Below are 17,405 nucleotides of genomic sequence, written 5' to 3'. Positions count from 1 at the left end.
CCTCGTCCCAGACCATCAGGCCCGGAGACGGGGTATCAACATATCTGGCGTTGACTTTTGGCACGCTGTTGAGTTCTCAAGGAACGGACGCTTCCTTCGGCTTCCCTCTCGGGCTTCCTCCGGGCGCTTCCCTTCGGTCTTGCGTTTCCAACCTTACCAGATCCGTTTTCCGTTCCGTTTCCGGTCGGAATTTCATTTCCGGTGGCCGTTGGAGGGCCTTTGCCTTTCGGCTGATCCGACTTTATCAGAATTCTCTGAGCCGGTTTGCCACCGACCTGAGGGCCCCTCAGAGGCTCTGGAGCGCTCCGCGGTTCCCCGTGCGGTGGAGCCGTAAACGTAACGGAGCGGGGCGCCCGATGCAAATCGAGGCGCCCCGCTCCTGAACGGACGTCAGACCTCGACGACCACGGGGAGGATCATCGGGCGTCGGCGGTAGTTGTCCGAGACCCACTTGCCGATCGAGCGGCGCACCAGCTGCTGCAGCTGGTGGGGTTCCGCGACGCCGTCCGCGGCGCACTTGGCCAGGGCTTCCTCGATCTTCGGCAGCACCTCGGAGAACGCCGAGTCCTCGATGCCGGAGCCGCGCGCCTGGATGTGCGGGCCACCCGTGATCTTGCCGGTGGTGCTGTCCACGACGACGAAGACCGAGATGATGCCCTCCTCGCCGAGGATGCGGCGGTCCTTGAGCGACGCCTCCGTGACGTCACCGACGGACAGGCCGTCGACGTAGACGTAGCCCGCCTGCACCTTGCCGACGATCTTGGCGACGCCGTCGACCAGGTCCACCACGACGCCGTCCTCGGCGATGACGCAGCGGTTCTTGGGCACGCCCGTAAGGGCGCCCAGTTCCGCGTTGGCGCGCAGATGGCGCCACTCGCCGTGCACCGGCATCAGGTTCCGGGGCTTGCAGATGTTGTAGAAGTACAGCAGCTCGCCGGCCGAGGCGTGGCCGGAGACGTGCACCTTGGCGTTGCCCTTGTGGACGACGTTGGCGCCCCAGCGGGTGAGGCCGTTGATGACGCGGTACACGGCGTTCTCGTTGCCCGGGATGAGCGAGGACGCGAGGATCACCGTGTCGCCCTGGACGATCCGGATCTGGTGGTCGCGGTTGGCCATCCGGGAGAGGGCCGCCATCGGCTCGCCCTGGGATCCGGTGCAGACGAGCACGATCTCCTCGTCCGGCAGGTCGTCCAGGGTCTTCACGTCCACCACGAGGCCGGCCGGGACCCGCAGATAGCCCAGGTCCCGCGCGATGCCCATGTTGCGGACCATCGACCGGCCGACGAAGGCGACCCGGCGCCCGTACTCGTGGGCGGCGTCGAGGATCTGCTGGATGCGGTGGACGTGGCTGGCGAAGCTGGCGACGATGATGCGCTTCTGCGCGCCGGCGAAGACCTGGCGCAGCACGTTCGAGATGTCGCGCTCGGGCGGTACGAAGCCAGGGACCTCGGCGTTGGTGGAGTCCGACAGCAGCAGGTCGATGCCCTCCTCACCGAGCTTGGCGAAGGTGGGGAGGTCGGTGAGGCGGCGGTCCAGCGGCAGCTGGTCCATCTTGAAGTCGCCCGTGTGCACCGCCATGCCGGCCGGGGTGCGGATGGCGACGGCGAGGGCGTCCGGGATGGAGTGGTTGACCGCGATGAACTCGCAGTCGAAGGGGCCGATGCGCTCGCGATTGCCCTCCTGCACCTCAAGGGTGTACGGGCGGATGCGGTGTTCCTGGAGCTTCGCCTCGATCAGGGCCAGGGTCAGCTTGGAGCCGATCAGCGGGATGTCGGGCTTCTCGCGGAGCAGGAAGGGGACGCCCCCGATGTGGTCCTCGTGGCCGTGGGTGAGCACTATGCCGTCGATGTCGTCGAGGCGGTCCCGGATGGAGCTGAAGTCCGGCAGGATCAGGTCGATTCCGGGCTGCTCCTCCTCGGGGAAAAGCACTCCGCAGTCGACGATCAGCAGCCGGCCGCCGTACTCGAAGACGGTCATGTTGCGGCCGATCTCGCCCAGGCCGCCGAGCGGGGTGACGCGCAGGCCGCCCTCGGGGAGCTTCGGCGGCGGGCCGAGCTCAGGATGCGGATGACTCAAAAGACTCTCCTCACCACACACGCCACATGCCCCCAGGGCACATGGCGCGCGTGACTTTCGTGCACTTGCTGATGTGTCTGTATTCAGTTGTGAAGTCTTTGGTTACAGCTGTACCCCGCCGGCGGCCAGGTCGCGCTTGAGCTGCTCGGTCTCCTCGGGGGTGAGCTCCACGAGCGGCAGCCGGAGGGGGCCGGCGGGCAGGCCCTGGAGGGCGAGCGCGGCCTTGGTGGTGATCACGCCCTGGGTGCGGAACATGCCGGTGAACACCGGGAGCAGCTTCTGGTGGATCTCGGTCGCCTTGGCGACGTCGCCCGCGAGGTGGGCTTCGAGGAGCGCGCGCAGCTCGGGGCTGACCAGGTGGCCGACCACGGAGACGAAGCCGACGGCGCCGACGGACAGCAGCGGCAGGTTCAGCATGTCGTCGCCGGAGTACCAGGCCAGGCGCGAGCGGGCGATGGCCCAGCTGGCGCGGCCGAGGTCGCCCTTGGCGTCCTTGTTGGCGACGATGCGCGGGTGCTCCGCGAGCCGGACGATGGTCTCGGTGCTGATCGGGACGCCGCTGCGGCCGGGGATGTCATAGAGCATGACCGGCAGGTCGGTGGCGTCGGCGATCGCCGTGAAGTGGCGGAACAGCCCCTCCTGCGGGGGCTTGCTGTAGTACGGGGTGACGGCGAGCAGGCCGTGCGCGCCCGCCTGCTGCGCGGCGCGGGCGAGTTCCAGGCTGTGCCGGGTGTCGTTGGTGCTGGCTCCCGCCACCACGTGGGCGCGGTCTCCGACGGCCTCGACGACGGCCCGCACGAGCTGGGCTTTCTCCGCATCGGTGGTGGTCGGGGACTCGCCGGTGGTGCCGTTGACGATCAAGCCGTCGTTGCCGGCGTCCACCAGGTGGGCGGCGAGTCGCTGGGCACCGTCGAGGTCGAGTGCGCCGTCGGCGGTGAAAGGCGTGACCATGGCGGTCAGCACCCGCCCGAAGGGCGTCTGCGGAGTGGATGTCGGAGCCATGGGTCCAACGCTACTCGTAGCGTGCCCCGGGGTGCTCCCTCGGGGCGGTGACATGGAGCCCGGCACTGCCTGCTCGGGGGTTCAAGCAGTGCCGGACCCTTGTGGTCAGCCTAGATGAACATCACGAAATGCCGCAATACGGACACTTCTTGCTACTGGTCCGTACATCCGGGCCCGCGTTCCACGCACACGTTCCGGGCCCGGATCCGGGCTCATGGCGCGACGCGGCCGTTGGCGTTGAACGCGGCGTACGTGAGCGGCATGAGCCTGGCCCACTCGGCCTCCATCTTCTCCGCGACCATCTCGATCTCCCGCTGCGGGAAGGACGGCACCTTCGCCTGCTCGTGCTGGGTGCGCAGGCCCAGGAAGTGCATCAGCGAGCGGGCGTTGCACGTGGCGTACATCGAGGAGAACAGGCCGACCGGGAGCACCGCGCGGGCCACTTCGCGGGCGACGCCGGCGGCCAGCATCTCCTGGTACGCCTCGTAGGCGCGGGTGTACGCGGCCTGCATCTGCTCGTCCACGACCCGGTGGTGCTCGGGGCCGCCCTCGACGAACTCGTACTTGCCGGGGCGGCCCTGCTGGATGAGCTTGCGGTCCTGGCCCGGCACGTAGAAGACCGGCTGCAGCTCGCGGTAGCGGCCGGACTCCTCGTTGTACGACCAGCCCACCCGGTGCCGCATGAACTCGCGGAAGACGAAGATCGGAGCGCTGACGAAGAAGGTCATCGAGTTGTGCTCGAACGGGCTGCCGTGCCGGTCCCGCATCAGGAAGTTGATCAGTCCCTTGGAGCGCTCCGGGTCCTTCTGGAGCTCCTCCAAGGACTGCTCACCCGCGGTGGAGACGCGGGCGGCCCACAGCACGTCCGAGTCGGCCGCGGTGTGCTTCACGAGCTCGACGGTCACATCGCTGCGGAAACTGGCCGCGCTCTCGGGGGTGGACTCGGTCACTGGCGGGTTCCTTCCGGTCGCTTCGCTCGGCAGCGGTCCAGCTTACGGCGCCGCCGTCGATGCGCTGTCCAGCCTCCCCCACCGCCACGGCGCGACCGAATTCGCAAGAAGCGGCACCTCGGGGGCATTTCTCCCTCTTCCTGTACGACAGCCCCCGCCACGCCCCCAAGGAGCGGCCCCATGTTCAGCCGGCGAGAGCCCGTACCGTTCGCCTTCCTCGCCGAGACCGACCGGTTCCGCAGCAACGTCGCCCCGCCGCCCCGGCCCCGCGCCAGCCGGTCGGAGATCGCCGGGCGCGCGCTGATCGGGCTGACGATCGTCGCGGGGTTCGTCGGCGGGCTGCTGTTCGGGATGCCCGCGATGGAATCCGGCCCCCGCACCACCCATCAGGTGCAGCACTCGGAGGCGTCCGACGGCCGCTGAGAGCGGCTGGGATAGCCTCACCCACCACCAGCCAAGTCGAGCCGTGTGTGGGAGTGAGGACCAGTCGTGCCCCTGCCGTTCCTGACCGCCGATCGCGACGTCGACGATCTCGCGGACGACGCCGCCCCGCTGCCCTACGAGGACCAGGACCGCTGGCGCCGCCCGTACCGTCCGGGCCCGTGGCGCGTCGGCGGAGCGGCGCTCCTGCTGCTCCTCGCCTCGTACATCCTGTTCTCGTCGCTGATCATCGCGATGGCGGGCGCGCTGCCCGGCGCCGGGGTGTGCGTCGCCATCGCCACGCTCGTCATCGTCCTGGCGGTGCGGCTGGTCCGGGTCGGCGTCTGGGTGAGCGCGTACGGGCTGCGCCAGATCGCGTTGTTCACCACCACGACCGTGCGGTGGAGCGGGGTCGGCGCGGTGCACACCGCCCAGCAGCCGGTGAAGTGGCTCGGGCTGCCGCGGACCGTGCAGGGGCAGGCCCTGCTCGTCGGGCCGGCGGGCGGCGCACCGCTCCGCCCGCTGGTCACCGACCACAACGCCGACTTCCTCGGCCGCCCCGAGGCGTTCGACATGGCGTGCGACGCCGTCGAGGACTGGGCGCACGCGCACCGGCGGGACCGTCTCGGCGACGGTCCCTCAGACGCCTGACGCGCTCGTCTCCCCGGCCTTGCCGCCGTGCAGCGCGATGGCGCGCTGCATCGCCTTGCGGGCGCGCGGGGTGTCCCGCGCGTCGTGGTACGCCACGGCCAGCCGGAACCAGGTGCGCCAGTCGCCGGGCGACTCCTCCGTCTCGGCCCGCCGCTTGGCGAAGACCGCGTCCGCCGAGTCCCGGTCGATCCGGCCGCCGGGCGTGCGGACCAGCTCGTCGACCGGCAGCCCGCCCTCCGCCTCCAGCTCGCGGGCCAGCCGGTTGGCGGCCCGGGCGAACTTCGTGGTCTGCCAGAGGAACCAGCCGCCGATGAACGGCAGCACCAGCACCGCAAGACCGAAGGCCACGGTCACCACGGTGCCCTGCTTGATGAGCAGGACACCGCGGCTGCCGACGAGGACGAAGTAGACGACCAGGACGGCCGCGAGTCCGAAATACGTGATCTTTGCGCGCACGGCGGTCAGTCCAGATCCAGGAAGTGTTCCAGCCCGAAGGTCAGGCCGGGAGTGGACACCACGCGCCGCACGCCGAGCAGGATGCCCGGCATGAAGCAGCTGTGGTGCGTCGAGTCGTGCCGGATGGTGAGCGTCTCGCCCGGGTCGCCGAGCAGCACCTCCTGGTGCGCCAGGAGGCCCCGCAGCCGCACCGAGTGCACCGGCACCCCGTCCACGTCCGCGCCCCGCGCGCCGTCGAGCGCGGTGACCGTCGCGTCCGGCTGGGGGGCGCAGCCCGCCTCCGCCCGCGCCGCCGCGATCAGCTGCGCGGTGCGGGTGGCGGTGCCCGAGGGGGCGTCCGCCTTGTTCGGGTGGTGCAGCTCGATGACCTCGACGGACTCGAAGAAGCGCGCGGCCTGCTGCGCGAACCGCATGGTCAGCACGGCCCCGATGGAGAAGTTCGGCGCGATCAGCACGCCGACCTCGGGGGCCCCCGCCAGCCAGGTGCGCAGCTGCGCGAGGCGGTCGTCGGTCCAGCCGGTGGTGCCGATGACGCCGTGGATGCCGTGGCGTACAAGGAAGTCGAGGTTGCCCATGACCGCGCCGGGGTCGGTCAGCTCGACCGCGACCTGGGCACCGGCCTCGACCAGGGTCTCCAGCTTGTCGCCCCGGCCCAGGGTGGCGACCAGCTCCATGTCCTCCGCGGCTTCCACCGCTCGTACAGCCTCGGAGCCGATACGGCCCTTGGCACCGATGACGGCCACACGCAGCTTGCTCATTGCTCGTTCCTTCGGGTTCGGCGAGTCGGCGGGGTCGGCGGTCGGTCCGGTCCGGGCGGGTCGGCCCGGACCGGAAAGGCCCGGGTCAGGCGACCGCTTCGTGCAGGCGGGCCGCCTGCTTGTCCTTCAGCGGGCCGATGACGGACAGCGAGGGACGCTGTCCCAGTAGATCGCGGGCCACCTCGCGCACCTCGTCGGGGGTGACCGCGGCCATCCTGGCGAGCATGTCGTCGACCGACATCTGCTCGCCCCAGCACAGCTCGCTCTTACCGATACGGTTCATCAGCGCGCCGGTGTCCTCCAGGCCCAGCACCGTGGAGCCGGACAGCTGGCCGATGGCGCGCCGCAGTTCCTCGTCCGACAGGCCGTGCTCCGCGACCTTGTCGAGCTCGTCACGGCAGATCCTGAGCACGTCGTGGACCTGGCTGGGGCGGCAGCCGGCGTAGACGCCGAAGAGCCCGCAGTCGGCGAACGACGACGTGTAGGAGTAGACGCTGTAGGCGAGCCCGCGCTTCTCCCGCACCTCCTGGAAGAGCCGGGAGCTCATGCCGCCGCCGAGCGCCGTGTTGAGCACGCCCAGCGCCCAGCGCCGGTCGTCGGTGCGCGCGATGCCGGGCATGCCGAGCACCACATGGGCCTGCTCGGTCTTGCGGCCCAGCAGCTCGACGCGGCCGGCGGTGCGGATCGTACGGGAGCCGTCGCGCGGGGCCATCGGGACGGCATCGGTCCGGTCCAGCGCGCCCGCCCGCTCGAACGCCTTGCGCACCAGCCGGACCACCTTGGCGTGGTCGACGTTGCCCGCGGCGGCGACGACCAGGTGCGTCGGGTCGTAGTGCTTGCGGTAGAAGCGCCGGACGCGCTCGGCGGTCAGGGCGTTGACCGTGTCGACGGTGCCGAGGACCGGGCGGCCCAGCGGGGTGTCACCGAGCATGGTGTGCGCGAACAGGTCGTGCACGCAGTCGCCCGGGTCGTCCTCCGTCATGGCGATCTCTTCGAGGATCACGCCGCGCTCGGCGTCCACGTCCTCCGCCGTGATCAGCGAGCCGGTCAGCATGTCGCAGACGACGTCGATGGCCAGCGGCAGGTCGGTGTCGAGCACGCGCGCGTAGTAGCACGTGTACTCCTTCGCCGTGAACGCGTTCATCTCGCCGCCGACCGCGTCGATGGCGGAGGAGATGTCGAGCGCGCTGCGCCGTGCCGTGCCCTTGAAGAGCAGGTGCTCCAGATAGTGGGTGGCGCCGCCCAGCGACGGGGTCTCGTCACGCGAGCCGACGTGCGCCCAGATGCCGAAGGTGGCGGAGCGTACGGACGGCAGGGTCTCGGTGACCACGCGCAGGCCGCCGGGGAGCGTGGTCTTGCGGACCGTACCGATGCCGTTCTCGCCCTTGAGAAGCGTTTGGGTACGGGCGACGGCCCGCCCCTCCGAGGAGGTGCGGGCCGTCGCCTGGTGCGTACGGGACGTCACTTGGCAGCTTCGTCCTTCTTCTCGTCCTCAGCGCCTTCTTCGCCCTCGATCACCGGGATCAGGGACAGCTTGCCGCGCTGGTCGATCTCGGCGATCTCGACCTGGACCTTGGCGCCGACGCCGAGCACGTCCTCGACGTTCTCCACGCGCTTGCCGCCGGCCAGCTTGCGGATCTGCGAGATGTGCAGCAGACCGTCCTTGCCGGGCAGCAGCGAGACGAAGGCACCGAAGGTGGTGGTCTTCACGACCGTGCCCAGGTAGCGCTCGCCGACCTCGGGCATCGTCGGGTTGGCGATGCCGTTGATGGTGGCGCGGGCGGCCTCGGCGGCCGGGCCGTCGGCGGCACCGATGTAGATGGTGCCGTCGTCCTCGATGGTGATGTCGGCGCCGGTGTCCTCCTGGATCTGGTTGATCATCTTGCCCTTGGGGCCGATGACCTCACCGATCTTGTCCACCGGGATCTTGACGGTGATGATCCGCGGGGCGTTCGGGGACATCTCGTCCGGGACGTCGATGGCCTCGTTCATCACGTCGAGGATGTGCAGACGGGCGTCGCGGGCCTGCTTGAGGGCCGCAGCCAGCACGGAGGCCGGGATGCCGTCCAGCTTGGTGTCCAGCTGGAGGGCGGTCACGAACGTCTTCGTACCGGCGACCTTGAAGTCCATGTCGCCGAAGGCGTCCTCCGCACCGAGGATGTCGGTCAGCGCGACGTAGTGCGTCTCACCGTTGATCTCCTGGGAGATCAGGCCCATGGCGATGCCGGCGACCGGGGCCTTGAGGGGCACACCGGCGTTCATCAGCGACATGGTCGAGGCGCAGACCGAGCCCATGGAGGTGGAGCCGTTGGAGCCGAGCGCCTCGGAGACCTGGCGGATGGCGTACGGGAACTCCTCGCGGGTCGGCAGCACGGGCAGGATCGCCCGCTCGGCCAGCGCGCCGTGGCCGATCTCGCGGCGCTTGGGCGAGCCGACCCGACCGGTCTCACCGACGGAGTACGGCGGGAAGTTGTAGTTGTGCATGTAGCGCTTGCGCGTCTCGGGCGCCAGCGTGTCCAGCTGCTGCTCCATACGGAGCATGTTCAGCGTGGTGACGCCCAGGATCTGGGTCTCGCCGCGCTCGAACAGCGCCGAGCCGTGCACCCGCGGGATCGCCTCGACCTCGGCGGCCAGCGTACGGATGTCCGTGACGCCGCGGCCGTCGATGCGGACCTTGTCCTTGATGACGCGCTCGCGGACCAGGGCCTTGGTCAGCGAACGGTAGGCGGCGGAGATCTCCTTCTCGCGGCCCTCGAACTGCGGCAGCAGCTTCTCGGCGGCGACGCCCTTGATCCGGTCCAGCTCGCCCTCGCGCTCCTGCTTGCCCGCGATGGTCAGCGCCTGGGCCAGCTCGTCGCGGACGGCGGCGGTCAGCGCCTCCAGGACGTCGTCCTGGTAGTCGAGGAAGATCGGAAACTCGCCGGTCGGCTTGGCGGCCTTGGCCGCCAGGTCGGACTGCGCCTTGCACAGGACCTTGATGAAGGGCTTCGCAGCCTCCAGGCCCGCGGCGACGATCTCCTCGGTCGGCGCCTCGGCACCGTCCTTGACCAGCTGGATCGTCTTCTCGGTGGCCTCGGCCTCGACCATCATGATCGCGACGTCGCCGTCGGCGAGCACGCGGCCGGCCACGACCATGTCGAAGACGGCGTCCTCGAGCTCGGTGTGGGTCGGGAAGGCCACCCACTGGCCCTTGATCAGCGCGACGCGGACGCCGCCGATCGGGCCGGAGAAGGGCAGGCCCGCCAGCTGGGTGGAGGCGGAGGCGGCGTTGATCGCGACCACGTCGTAGAGGTGGTCGGGGTTGAGCGCCATGATCGTCGCGACGACCTGGATCTCGTTGCGCAGGCCCTTCTTGAAGGACGGGCGCAGCGGGCGGTCGATCAGACGGCAGGTGAGGATGGCGTCCTCGGAGGGACGGCCCTCACGGCGGAAGAACGAGCCGGGGATCCGCCCGGCCGCGTACATCCGCTCCTCGACGTCCACCGTGAGCGGGAAGAAGTCGAGCTGGTCCTTGGGGTTCTTCGAAGCGGTGGTGGCCGACAGCACCATGGTGTCGTCGTCCAGGTAGGCCACGGCGGAGCCGGCGGCCTGACGGGCCAGGCGGCCCGTCTCGAAACGGATGGTGCGGGTGCCGAAGGCGCCGTTGTCGATCACGGCCTCGGCGTAGTGGGTCTCGTTCTCCACCAGGGAATTCTCCTCGTCTGCGTCCCCTCGTCCGTGTGACGGGAGGACGGTGGTGGAGCAGCGCCCCTGGCCGGGTGGCCGGCGACCGGGCCGGTCTTCGATCGAAGCCACCGGAATTGCCAGTTCCGGGAGCCACTACCGAGGACCGGCGCCTGCGGCGCCGATGCGGCGGGAATGAGGCGCTCCTCCTCGTTCGTTATGGCGTTGTTGTTGGGACCAGACTACAAAGGTTCGGCCGACCTCACGACGGCTGAAGCGTCTGGTCCATGCGTACGGGGCACCTTGGGCACCGCCCGTACGCGGTGCCGTACGGACGGGATACGGACTCTTCATCTCGTGTAGACCCGTACGTATGGCAAAGGGAGCGGCCCCCTGGCGCGGGAACCGCTCCCTTCACGGCGTCTTACTTGGCGCCCGCCGCACCGCGGCGGATGCCCAGGCGCTCCACCAGCGTACGGAAGCGCGTGATGTCCTTCTTGGCCAGGTACTGCAGCAGACGGCGGCGCTGGCCGACGAGCAGCAGCAGACCACGGCGGGAGTGGTGGTCGTGCTTGTGGGTCTTGAGGTGCTCGGTCAGGTCCGAGATGCGGCGGGAGAGCAGCGCGACCTGGACCTCGGGGGAACCGGTGTCGCCCTCCTTGGTGGCGAACTCGGCCATGATCTGCTTCTTCGTGGCGGCGTCGAGCGACACGCGATACTCCTTGGGTGCTTCGTTTCAGCCACCGAGTGCCCCTGGTCTTGGTCTCAGGGGAGCTTCCGTTACTCGGGAGGCGGGGCTCGCTGGGCGCTGTCTCCAGAGCCTTCGAAAGGGCTCCGGGGGCGCGTACACAAACGGCCGTCACACAGCGTACCAGGTCGGGGGCGGGGGGCTCGCCCGGCGGTCGGGGGCGGGGGCTCCCGGTGGTACGGGGCGCGGGCCCCGGGGCCCCGGGCGCGGGCTCAGAAGACGGGCATGGCGGTGAGGGTGCCCCGGTGCTGGAGGAAGACGCGGTTGCCGGCGGCGGCGAGCCGCCAGGGCACTTCGTCGCCCAAGGTGGTCGTCCACGCGCTGGTCCCGCCCCTGGTGTCAGCGGTCATCACGCCGCTGAGCCCGGCCCGCGTGGTGACCACCCAGACGCTGTTCCCCTCGACGACCGGGGCCTGGCTCGGAGGCGTCCGCGTATCCGAATCCACGGGCAGCGTCCAGGCATCCGCGCCGTCGCGGCGGTCGCGGGCGTACAGGTTGCTTCCGTCGACGGCGTAGAGCAGCTTTCCCTGCACCACGGGCGGCCCCCAGCCCATCGCGGGAGCGGTGCTGGGGTGCGCCCAGCGCTGCTCGCCGTTGGCCAGCTCCAGTGCGACGAGGCTCTTCCCGCCGAGGTAGACGGTGCCGTCGGCGATGGCCGGGGGCAGGGCCCGGCGGCCGACGACGCGCGGGCCCCAGCGCACCTCTCCCCTTTCGGTTCCCAGCGCCGCCGCCCGGCCGTCCGCGCCGTACACCACCAGGTGTCCGTCGGCGACCGCGGCGGCGGGTGCCGGGCCTGAGGTCTCCACGGGCGAGGGGACGGTCCACAGGGGCCGGCGCGAGGCGAGCCCGATCGCGCGCAGCGCTCCGCCACGGGTGACCAGGTAGACGGCGTCGGCGTCGGCCGCCAGCAGGGCCGCGGCGTCCGCGTCCCGTACGGACCAGCGGCGGCCGCCGTCCTCGGCGCGCAGGGCGAGGAGTGCCCCCGAGCCGTCGGCGGTCAGGATCGTCTCGTCGCCGGCAGAGAGGGCTCCGACGGCAACGGCTGCCGCCGGGGCGGTCCACCGTCGCTGCCCGTCACGGACGTCGTAGGCGCGCAGGGCGCCGCCGCGCACGGCGACGACCACCAGGTCGCGTACGGTCAGCGGGGTGGGCGGGTCGCCTTCCGCCGCCTGCACCGGGCCCCACAGGGGCTGCGGCGCGGTGCCTTGGTCGTAGCTCCGCAGCGGTTTCGCGCCCCAGCTCGGCGGGGCCGCGGCGGCGTCCTTGTCGCGCAGCAGCCACCATGCCGCCGTACCGCCCACCGTGAGGACCGCGCCGCCCGCCGCCAGCGCCCTCACCAACCGCCGCCGGGAGGGCGGGGGCGGCTGGTCGCCGGGGAATCCGGCGGCCCAGCGGGCGGCGTCGGCCTCGCGGTGGGCGATGTCCTGGGCGAGGGGGCCGGTGGCCCACGGCGGTCGCATGCGCCGCCGCGCCCCGGCCGCTCGCGCGGGTTCCCGAGCGAGCGCCCGACCGAGCAGGTCGAGGGAGGGGCGCGCGGCCGCGTCCTTGGCCAGGCACGCGGCCACCACGGCGCGGAGGCCGTCGGGCACCGTGCTGAGTTCCGGCTCCTCGTGGACGACGCTGTACTGGACGGCGGCGATGTGCCCGCCGTCGAAGACGCGCCGCCCTGTCACGGCGAAGGCGAGGACGGCGCCGAGGGAGAAGACGTCGCCCGCGGGGCCGGTCCGCCGCCCCAGCACCTGCTCGGGTGGGGCGTAGCCGGGCGTGGCGACCGTCTCGCCGGTAGCGGTCAGGGTGAGTCCGTGCTCGGGCCGGGCGATACCGAAGTCGATGATCTTCGGGCCGTCCGAGGTCAGCACGATGTTCGACGGCTTGAGGTCGCGGTGGACCAGTCCCGCCCCGTGGATCTCAGCCAGCGTACGGACCAGTGCGGCGCCCAGGGCACCCGCTGCCGCCTCGTCGAAGGGGCCGTGGCGCTCGACGGCGTCGTCCAGCGTGGGCCCCGCGAGGAAGTCGGTCGCGATCCACGGACGTCCGCCCTCGACGCGGGCGTCCAGAACCTTCGCCACTCCGGTGCCGGGGACGGCGCTCGCCGTCCGTGCCTCGCGGACGAAGCGGCGCGCCAGGTCGAGGTCGTGAGCGAGTTCGGGGCGCAGCACTTTCACGGCCACCGGGCGTCCCCCCGCCTCGCGTGCGAGGTACACCTGGCCCATCCCTCCCGAACCCAGCACGCCGAGCACGCGGTAGGGGCCCAGCCGCAGCGGATCGCCGGTGCCGAGGGGTTTCATGGAAGGTCTCCTGCGCGGTCGAGGAAGGGAGGCGGTGCCAGAGGGGCTCTTCGGTGGCGTGGGGGCGCTATTCGAGCGGGATGGCGCACACGGTGCCGCCGCTGGCGACGAGGACGCGTCCGGCGGAACGGTGTGCGGTGACCACAGTCGAGAGTCCGGGGGTCACGCCGGCGGCTCCCGAGAACGTCCACGCCACGCGGTGGGTGCGCAGATCGATGGCGGTCACCCACTGGTCGACGTCGGGCTTTACGTAGATATAGCGCTTGCCGATGTCGGGGCCGGCTGCCCAGAAGACCGGGGGGCCCAGTGCCTTCCGCTGCTCCCACAGCAGATCTCCGCCCTTCGCGTCCAGGGCGACCAGCCCGTGGCCGCGTTCGGCGGCGTACACGACGTCGTCCCGGACCACAGGCGGCCCGTATCGATGGGCCTCCGGTGGGAACTTCGTCGCGAACTTCCGGCCTTGGCCGAACCGCCAGGCCTCCTCTCCGTCGGAGAGCCGCAGGGCGAGGAGGTCACTGGAGCCGAGGAAGAGGTGTTCGCCGGAGACGGCGAGCCGAGCGACCCCGAGGGGGTCGATGCCTTGTCCCTTCGTGAGGACGGTGGTCCAGCGCGCTGTGCCGTTTCCGGTGTCGATGGCCGTGAAGCGCTCCCCCGAAGCGATGACGAGTGTGTCTCCCGCGAGCCTCGCGACGAGTGCGTCACCGCTGGGGGTGGCGATCGGACGCCGCCACCGAACCTCTCCGGTCCGGGTGTCGACCGCGGTCCTCAGCCATCCTTTCTTCGTGTGCCCCTGGAGGTAGAGCGACTCCTCATCGGCGGCGAGCAAGCGCAGGGAATCGGTTGTCGGCAGCTCCGCCAACGGCGTCCCGAAGTTCCCGGTCCGCAGGTGGATCGGCGAAATACGGAGGGAACCGATGCCAGGCTCGGCGGCCAGCAGCCGCCGACCGTCGGAGACCACCAGTTCCTTCTGGGTCACCTGCGTGTTGGGACGGCTCGCGTCGCCGGTCCTGGCGTCGACGCACAGCAGCCCGGCCGGGGAGACGATCCCCGCGTGGTCGCCAGCGACCAGCACGGTGACCGCGTCCCAGAAGTCACCCGGGGTCACCTTCCAGGACAGACGCGGAGGTGTTCCCGGGCGTCGTGCGGGTGTTTCGGGGGACCCGCCCGATGCCGGGGAGCTAACGCGCGGCCGCAGCCACGCCCAGCCCCCGAGGGCGGCACCGGCGGCGAGCACGGTGCCGCCGCCCGCGATGACGAGTTTGCGCCGCGGTATTCCGCGCGCCGCGGGTGCGTCGGGAGCTGTGGCCGTGGGGTCCGCGGCGGGGGCTGGCAGTCTGGCCGGCGGGGCCTGCCACACGTCGGCGACGCGGCGTGCGATGTCGGCGAGGACGGCGTCGGGCAGGCGGTCCGCGAAGTGTCCCGCGCCGTCGTGGAGCTCCGCCGCCAGCTCCGTCGTGCCGGGGCGCCGCGCCGGGTCCTTGGCCAGGCAACGGGCGAGGGTCGCGCGCAGCCGCTCGGGCACCGCGGACAGCTCCGGCTCCGCATACCGCACGCGATAGAGCAGGTCGGCGGGTTGGCCGCCGCCGAAGGGGCCACGGCCGGTCGCCGCGAAGACGAGCACCCCGGCGAGCGCGAAGACGTCGCCCGCGGCGGTGTGCTCGACTCCGCCGGCCTGCTCGGGGGACATGAAGGCGGGCGTCCCGGCGGCGGCGCCGGTGCGGGTCAGCCTGTCGTCGCCGACCGCCCGGGCGATGCCGAAGTCGATGACCTTGGGGCCGTGCGCGGAGAGCAGGATGTTCGAGGGCTTCAGGTCGCGGTGGACAACCTCGGAGGAGTGCAGTTGGGCGAGCGCTTCGCACAAAGCCGCGCCCAGCGCCCGTACGGCGTGCTCGGGGAGGGCGCCGTACCCTTCGACGGCTTCGTCCAGCGCCGGTCCGAGCACGTACTCGGTGGCCAGCCACGGGGTGGGGGCCAGTGGGTCGGCGTCGAAGACACGCGCTCCGTGCCGGCCGCCGATGACACGGGCGGCGTCGACCTCCAGCCGGAACCGGCTGCGGAACTCCGGCTGCTCGGCGAAGCGCGCGTGCACGGTCTTCAGCGCGGCCGTCCGGCCGCCGGACGAGCACGCCAGGTAGACGGTGCCCATACCGCCGCTGCCCAACCGGGCGACGAGGGTGTACGGGCCGATGCACCGCGGGTCGTCATGGGTGAGGGGAAGGGGCATCGGTCAGTCCACCGGGAATGCGTAGAGATCGTTGCTGCCGATGACGAAGACCATCCCGGGCGCGGTTCCGCCGACCCAGCCGGGTCCCGCGGTTCCTCCCTCCCTGCCGACGACGGCCAGTCGCCAGCGCAGCGAGCCGTCCGCCGCGTTCAATGCCTCGATCTCCGATGCGTTCATCTGGATCACGGTGGCTCCCGAATGGCTCACCCATGTCTCGCTGGTGGTGATGGACGACTCCAGCGGCACGGCGCTCGCGCGCCGCCATCTCCGCTTCCCGTCGCGGACGTCCAGGGCGTGGGTGACCGTGCGGAAGTCCGTGGCGAAGACCATCGTTTCGTGGACGGCGGCGGCCGTGATCTGCCCGAGTCCGTCGTAACGCCATCGCTCCTCACCGCTGGCGATGTCGTACGCCCGAAGGTTCTTCAACGAGGACGCGAGCAGGAGGTCGCCGGGCACGGCCATCCTCAGCGAGTCGAGGTCGACGTCCAGACCTTGGTAGCGCGTCCTTCGCAGCTCCCGTCCCGTGCGCCGGTCCAGCGCCAGGTACGTGAAGGGGGTGTCGGAGAGGGAGTAATCGTCCCCAGTGTTGGGCACCAGCAGCTCACCGCGGGTCAGGAGGCCCTCCATGGCGCGATCGCTGCCGAAGCTCTTGGGGAGCGGGGTGCGCCACAGTTCCCGGCGGTTCCCGAGGTCGTAGCCGACAGCGGCGTAGGGGGTCTTGCCGCACGGCGTATCGGCTTCCTCGCAGTCGCGGCGCTCCGCCAGGAACCACAGCGTCTGTCCCTCCGCCGCCAGGACGTGCTTCATCGAAAGGGCGCTTAGGGAGCCGTACTTCTCCTCGGTCCAGATGACCTTCCCGTTGCGGGCCGACAACATGGAGAACCGCGCACCCCCGGATATCAGCACCAGTCCCCCGTCGAGCACCCTGAGGTCCTCGATCAGCTGAAGGTCGGCGCGGGTCCAGACCTTCCTGCCCGTGCCCACGTCCACGCCGATCAGGCCCTCGCTGATTTTGAGGAGAGCGATCCGGTCATCCGAGAGCCCGGCCATGTTCTCCAGCTGCCAGGGGAAGGTGCGGTGCCACAGCGGGGACGGCGGGATGCCCGCCGTCGGGCGCAGCCTCCGCGGCTCGTCCTCCAGCGCACGCCAGCCGGCGATCGCGCCTGCCCCCAGCGCGAGCCCCGCCAGTCCCGAGCCCGCGCCCACGAGCACAGTACGCCGCGACGGGCGTGGCCGTGCCGCACTGGACGGGGCGGCACCGACCCCGGCTTCGGCCGCGGGCTCGGGCGGACGGGCGGCCACCGGATGCTGTGCCGTCAGCGCCGCCGTGACCGCATCGGGCAGAGGCGGGCCGGCGCCCTGCCCACCCAGGGCGCGGAGCAACGCTTCCGGCCGCGGCCGCCGGTCAGGGTCCCGGCTCAGACATGACGCGATCAGCTCGCGCAGGGAGTGCGGCAGTCGGGCGGGATCCGGGTCCGTACGTCCGGTGGCCGCGTACGCCAGGACAGCGCCGAGAGCGTAGACGTCCCCAGGCGGTTCGGGACGGGCGCCCGGGTGCTGCTCCGGCGGCCGATTGTGGGGGTCCCCGCCTGGCCGTCCGGGGCGTGCCGCGCCCCCGGGCGCCGAGGTGCGCCCCAGCCCGTAGCCGGTCAGCCGCGGACCGTCCTCGGTCAGCAGCAGCGCCGCGGGCGAGATTCCGGCGTGGACGAGGCCGTTGGCGTGCGCGTCCACAAGGGTCGCGGCGAGAGCGGCGCCCAGCGCGCGCACGACGGCTTCCGGCAGCGGCCCTCCGTGTGCGGCGACGGCGGCCGGGAGCGGCAGCACGGGGAAGCAGTCGTAGGCGACCCAGGGGGTCGCCGCGCCTGCGTCGCTGATGTCGGCGACCGGCGCGACCCATGGCCCGGTCAGCCGACGGGAGTTCTCCGCCTCGGCGCGGAAGAGCACCCGGTAGCCGGGATCGTGGGCCAGCTCCGGGTGGGGCAGCATCAAGGTGACCAGGCGGCCGTCGACCGTGTGCCGCGCCGCCACCCGACAGGCGTCGTAGGCCTGACCAGCAGAGTCCAGCTCGTCGACGACGAGATAGGGGCCGTACCGGCGAGCGGCCGACTCCCCGTGGTCCGGGCACGGCGACCCCACGGCCTCCCCTTCCCCATCATGGTCGTTCACGTA

The 17,405-nt window shown here is 71.3% G+C and carries 13 protein-coding genes; 2 read left to right on the top strand and 11 right to left on the bottom strand.

Annotation, left to right across the window (positions count from 1 at the left end; translation table 11 throughout):
* Positions 1 to 390: 390 nt before the first annotated feature.
* From Q3Y56_RS26230 to thyX, 3 genes are all read right to left on the bottom strand, one after another.
* Positions 391 to 2,076, bottom strand: coding sequence for a ribonuclease J (locus tag Q3Y56_RS26230; protein ID WP_304464277.1), 1,686 nt, complete (start codon positions 2,074 to 2,076; stop codon positions 391 to 393).
* 102 nt (positions 2,077 to 2,178) lie between these two features.
* Positions 2,179 to 3,078 (bottom strand): 4-hydroxy-tetrahydrodipicolinate synthase, encoded by a 900-nt coding sequence (gene dapA / locus Q3Y56_RS26225; protein WP_304464276.1) that lies wholly within the window; start codon positions 3,076 to 3,078, stop codon positions 2,179 to 2,181.
* 212 nt (positions 3,079 to 3,290) lie between these two features.
* A complete protein-coding gene (gene thyX / locus Q3Y56_RS26220; RefSeq protein WP_304464275.1) occupies positions 3,291 to 4,028 on the bottom strand; it encodes an FAD-dependent thymidylate synthase in 738 nt (245 codons plus the stop codon).
* 180 nt (positions 4,029 to 4,208) lie between these two features.
* Between thyX and Q3Y56_RS26215 the strand changes: the two genes are divergently transcribed.
* Positions 4,209 to 4,451, top strand: coding sequence for a hypothetical protein (locus Q3Y56_RS26215; RefSeq protein ID WP_304464274.1), 243 nt, complete (start codon positions 4,209 to 4,211; stop codon positions 4,449 to 4,451).
* Positions 4,452 to 4,517: 66 nt separating this feature from the next.
* Positions 4,518 to 5,099: a hypothetical protein gene (locus tag Q3Y56_RS26210; RefSeq protein ID WP_304464273.1), complete on the top strand. Its 582-nt coding sequence runs from the start codon at positions 4,518 to 4,520 to the stop codon at positions 5,097 to 5,099.
* On the opposite strand, the gene Q3Y56_RS26205 is transcribed toward Q3Y56_RS26210, so the two are convergent.
* From Q3Y56_RS26205 to Q3Y56_RS26170, 8 genes are all read right to left on the bottom strand, one after another.
* Positions 5,088 to 5,555: a hypothetical protein gene (locus Q3Y56_RS26205; RefSeq protein WP_304464272.1), complete on the bottom strand. Its 468-nt coding sequence runs from the start codon at positions 5,553 to 5,555 to the stop codon at positions 5,088 to 5,090. The two genes, Q3Y56_RS26210 and Q3Y56_RS26205, sit on opposite strands and share 12 nt — an antisense overlap.
* A gap of 5 nt (positions 5,556 to 5,560) precedes the next feature.
* Positions 5,561 to 6,313, bottom strand: coding sequence for a 4-hydroxy-tetrahydrodipicolinate reductase (gene dapB, locus Q3Y56_RS26200; protein WP_304464271.1), 753 nt, complete (start codon positions 6,311 to 6,313; stop codon positions 5,561 to 5,563).
* A gap of 85 nt (positions 6,314 to 6,398) precedes the next feature.
* Complete coding sequence (locus Q3Y56_RS26195; RefSeq protein WP_304464270.1) at positions 6,399 to 7,778, bottom strand: pitrilysin family protein; 1,380 nt, start codon at positions 7,776 to 7,778, stop codon at positions 6,399 to 6,401.
* Positions 7,775 to 9,997 (bottom strand): polyribonucleotide nucleotidyltransferase, encoded by a 2,223-nt coding sequence (locus Q3Y56_RS26190; protein WP_304464269.1) that lies wholly within the window; start codon positions 9,995 to 9,997, stop codon positions 7,775 to 7,777. The genes Q3Y56_RS26195 and Q3Y56_RS26190 overlap by 4 nt, the downstream gene beginning before the upstream one ends.
* A gap of 403 nt (positions 9,998 to 10,400) precedes the next feature.
* Entirely contained in the window at positions 10,401 to 10,688 is a 288-nt protein-coding gene (gene rpsO, locus Q3Y56_RS26185; RefSeq protein ID WP_261955366.1) for a 30S ribosomal protein S15, read from the bottom strand.
* Between the two features lie 248 nt (positions 10,689 to 10,936).
* Positions 10,937 to 13,012 (bottom strand): serine/threonine-protein kinase, encoded by a 2,076-nt coding sequence (locus Q3Y56_RS26180; RefSeq protein ID WP_304464268.1) that lies wholly within the window; start codon positions 13,010 to 13,012, stop codon positions 10,937 to 10,939.
* A gap of 67 nt (positions 13,013 to 13,079) precedes the next feature.
* On the bottom strand, positions 13,080 to 15,236 hold the full coding sequence (locus Q3Y56_RS26175) for a PQQ-binding-like beta-propeller repeat protein (protein ID WP_304464267.1): 2,157 nt from the start codon (positions 15,234 to 15,236) through the stop codon (positions 13,080 to 13,082).
* A 3-nt stretch (positions 15,237 to 15,239) separates the two neighbouring features.
* The gene (locus Q3Y56_RS26170; RefSeq protein ID WP_304464266.1) at positions 15,240 to 17,402 is read right to left on the bottom strand and encodes a PQQ-binding-like beta-propeller repeat protein; all 2,163 of its coding nucleotides are present in this window, start codon (positions 17,400 to 17,402) and stop codon (positions 15,240 to 15,242) included.
* Positions 17,403 to 17,405: the final 3 nt, after the last annotated feature.

The organism is Streptomyces sp. XD-27, assembly GCF_030553055.1.
GTDB lineage: Bacteria > Actinomycetota > Actinomycetes > Streptomycetales > Streptomycetaceae > Streptomyces.
Note: the sequence above shows the minus strand (reverse complement) of the source record. Positions and strands in the feature narration are given on the sequence as shown.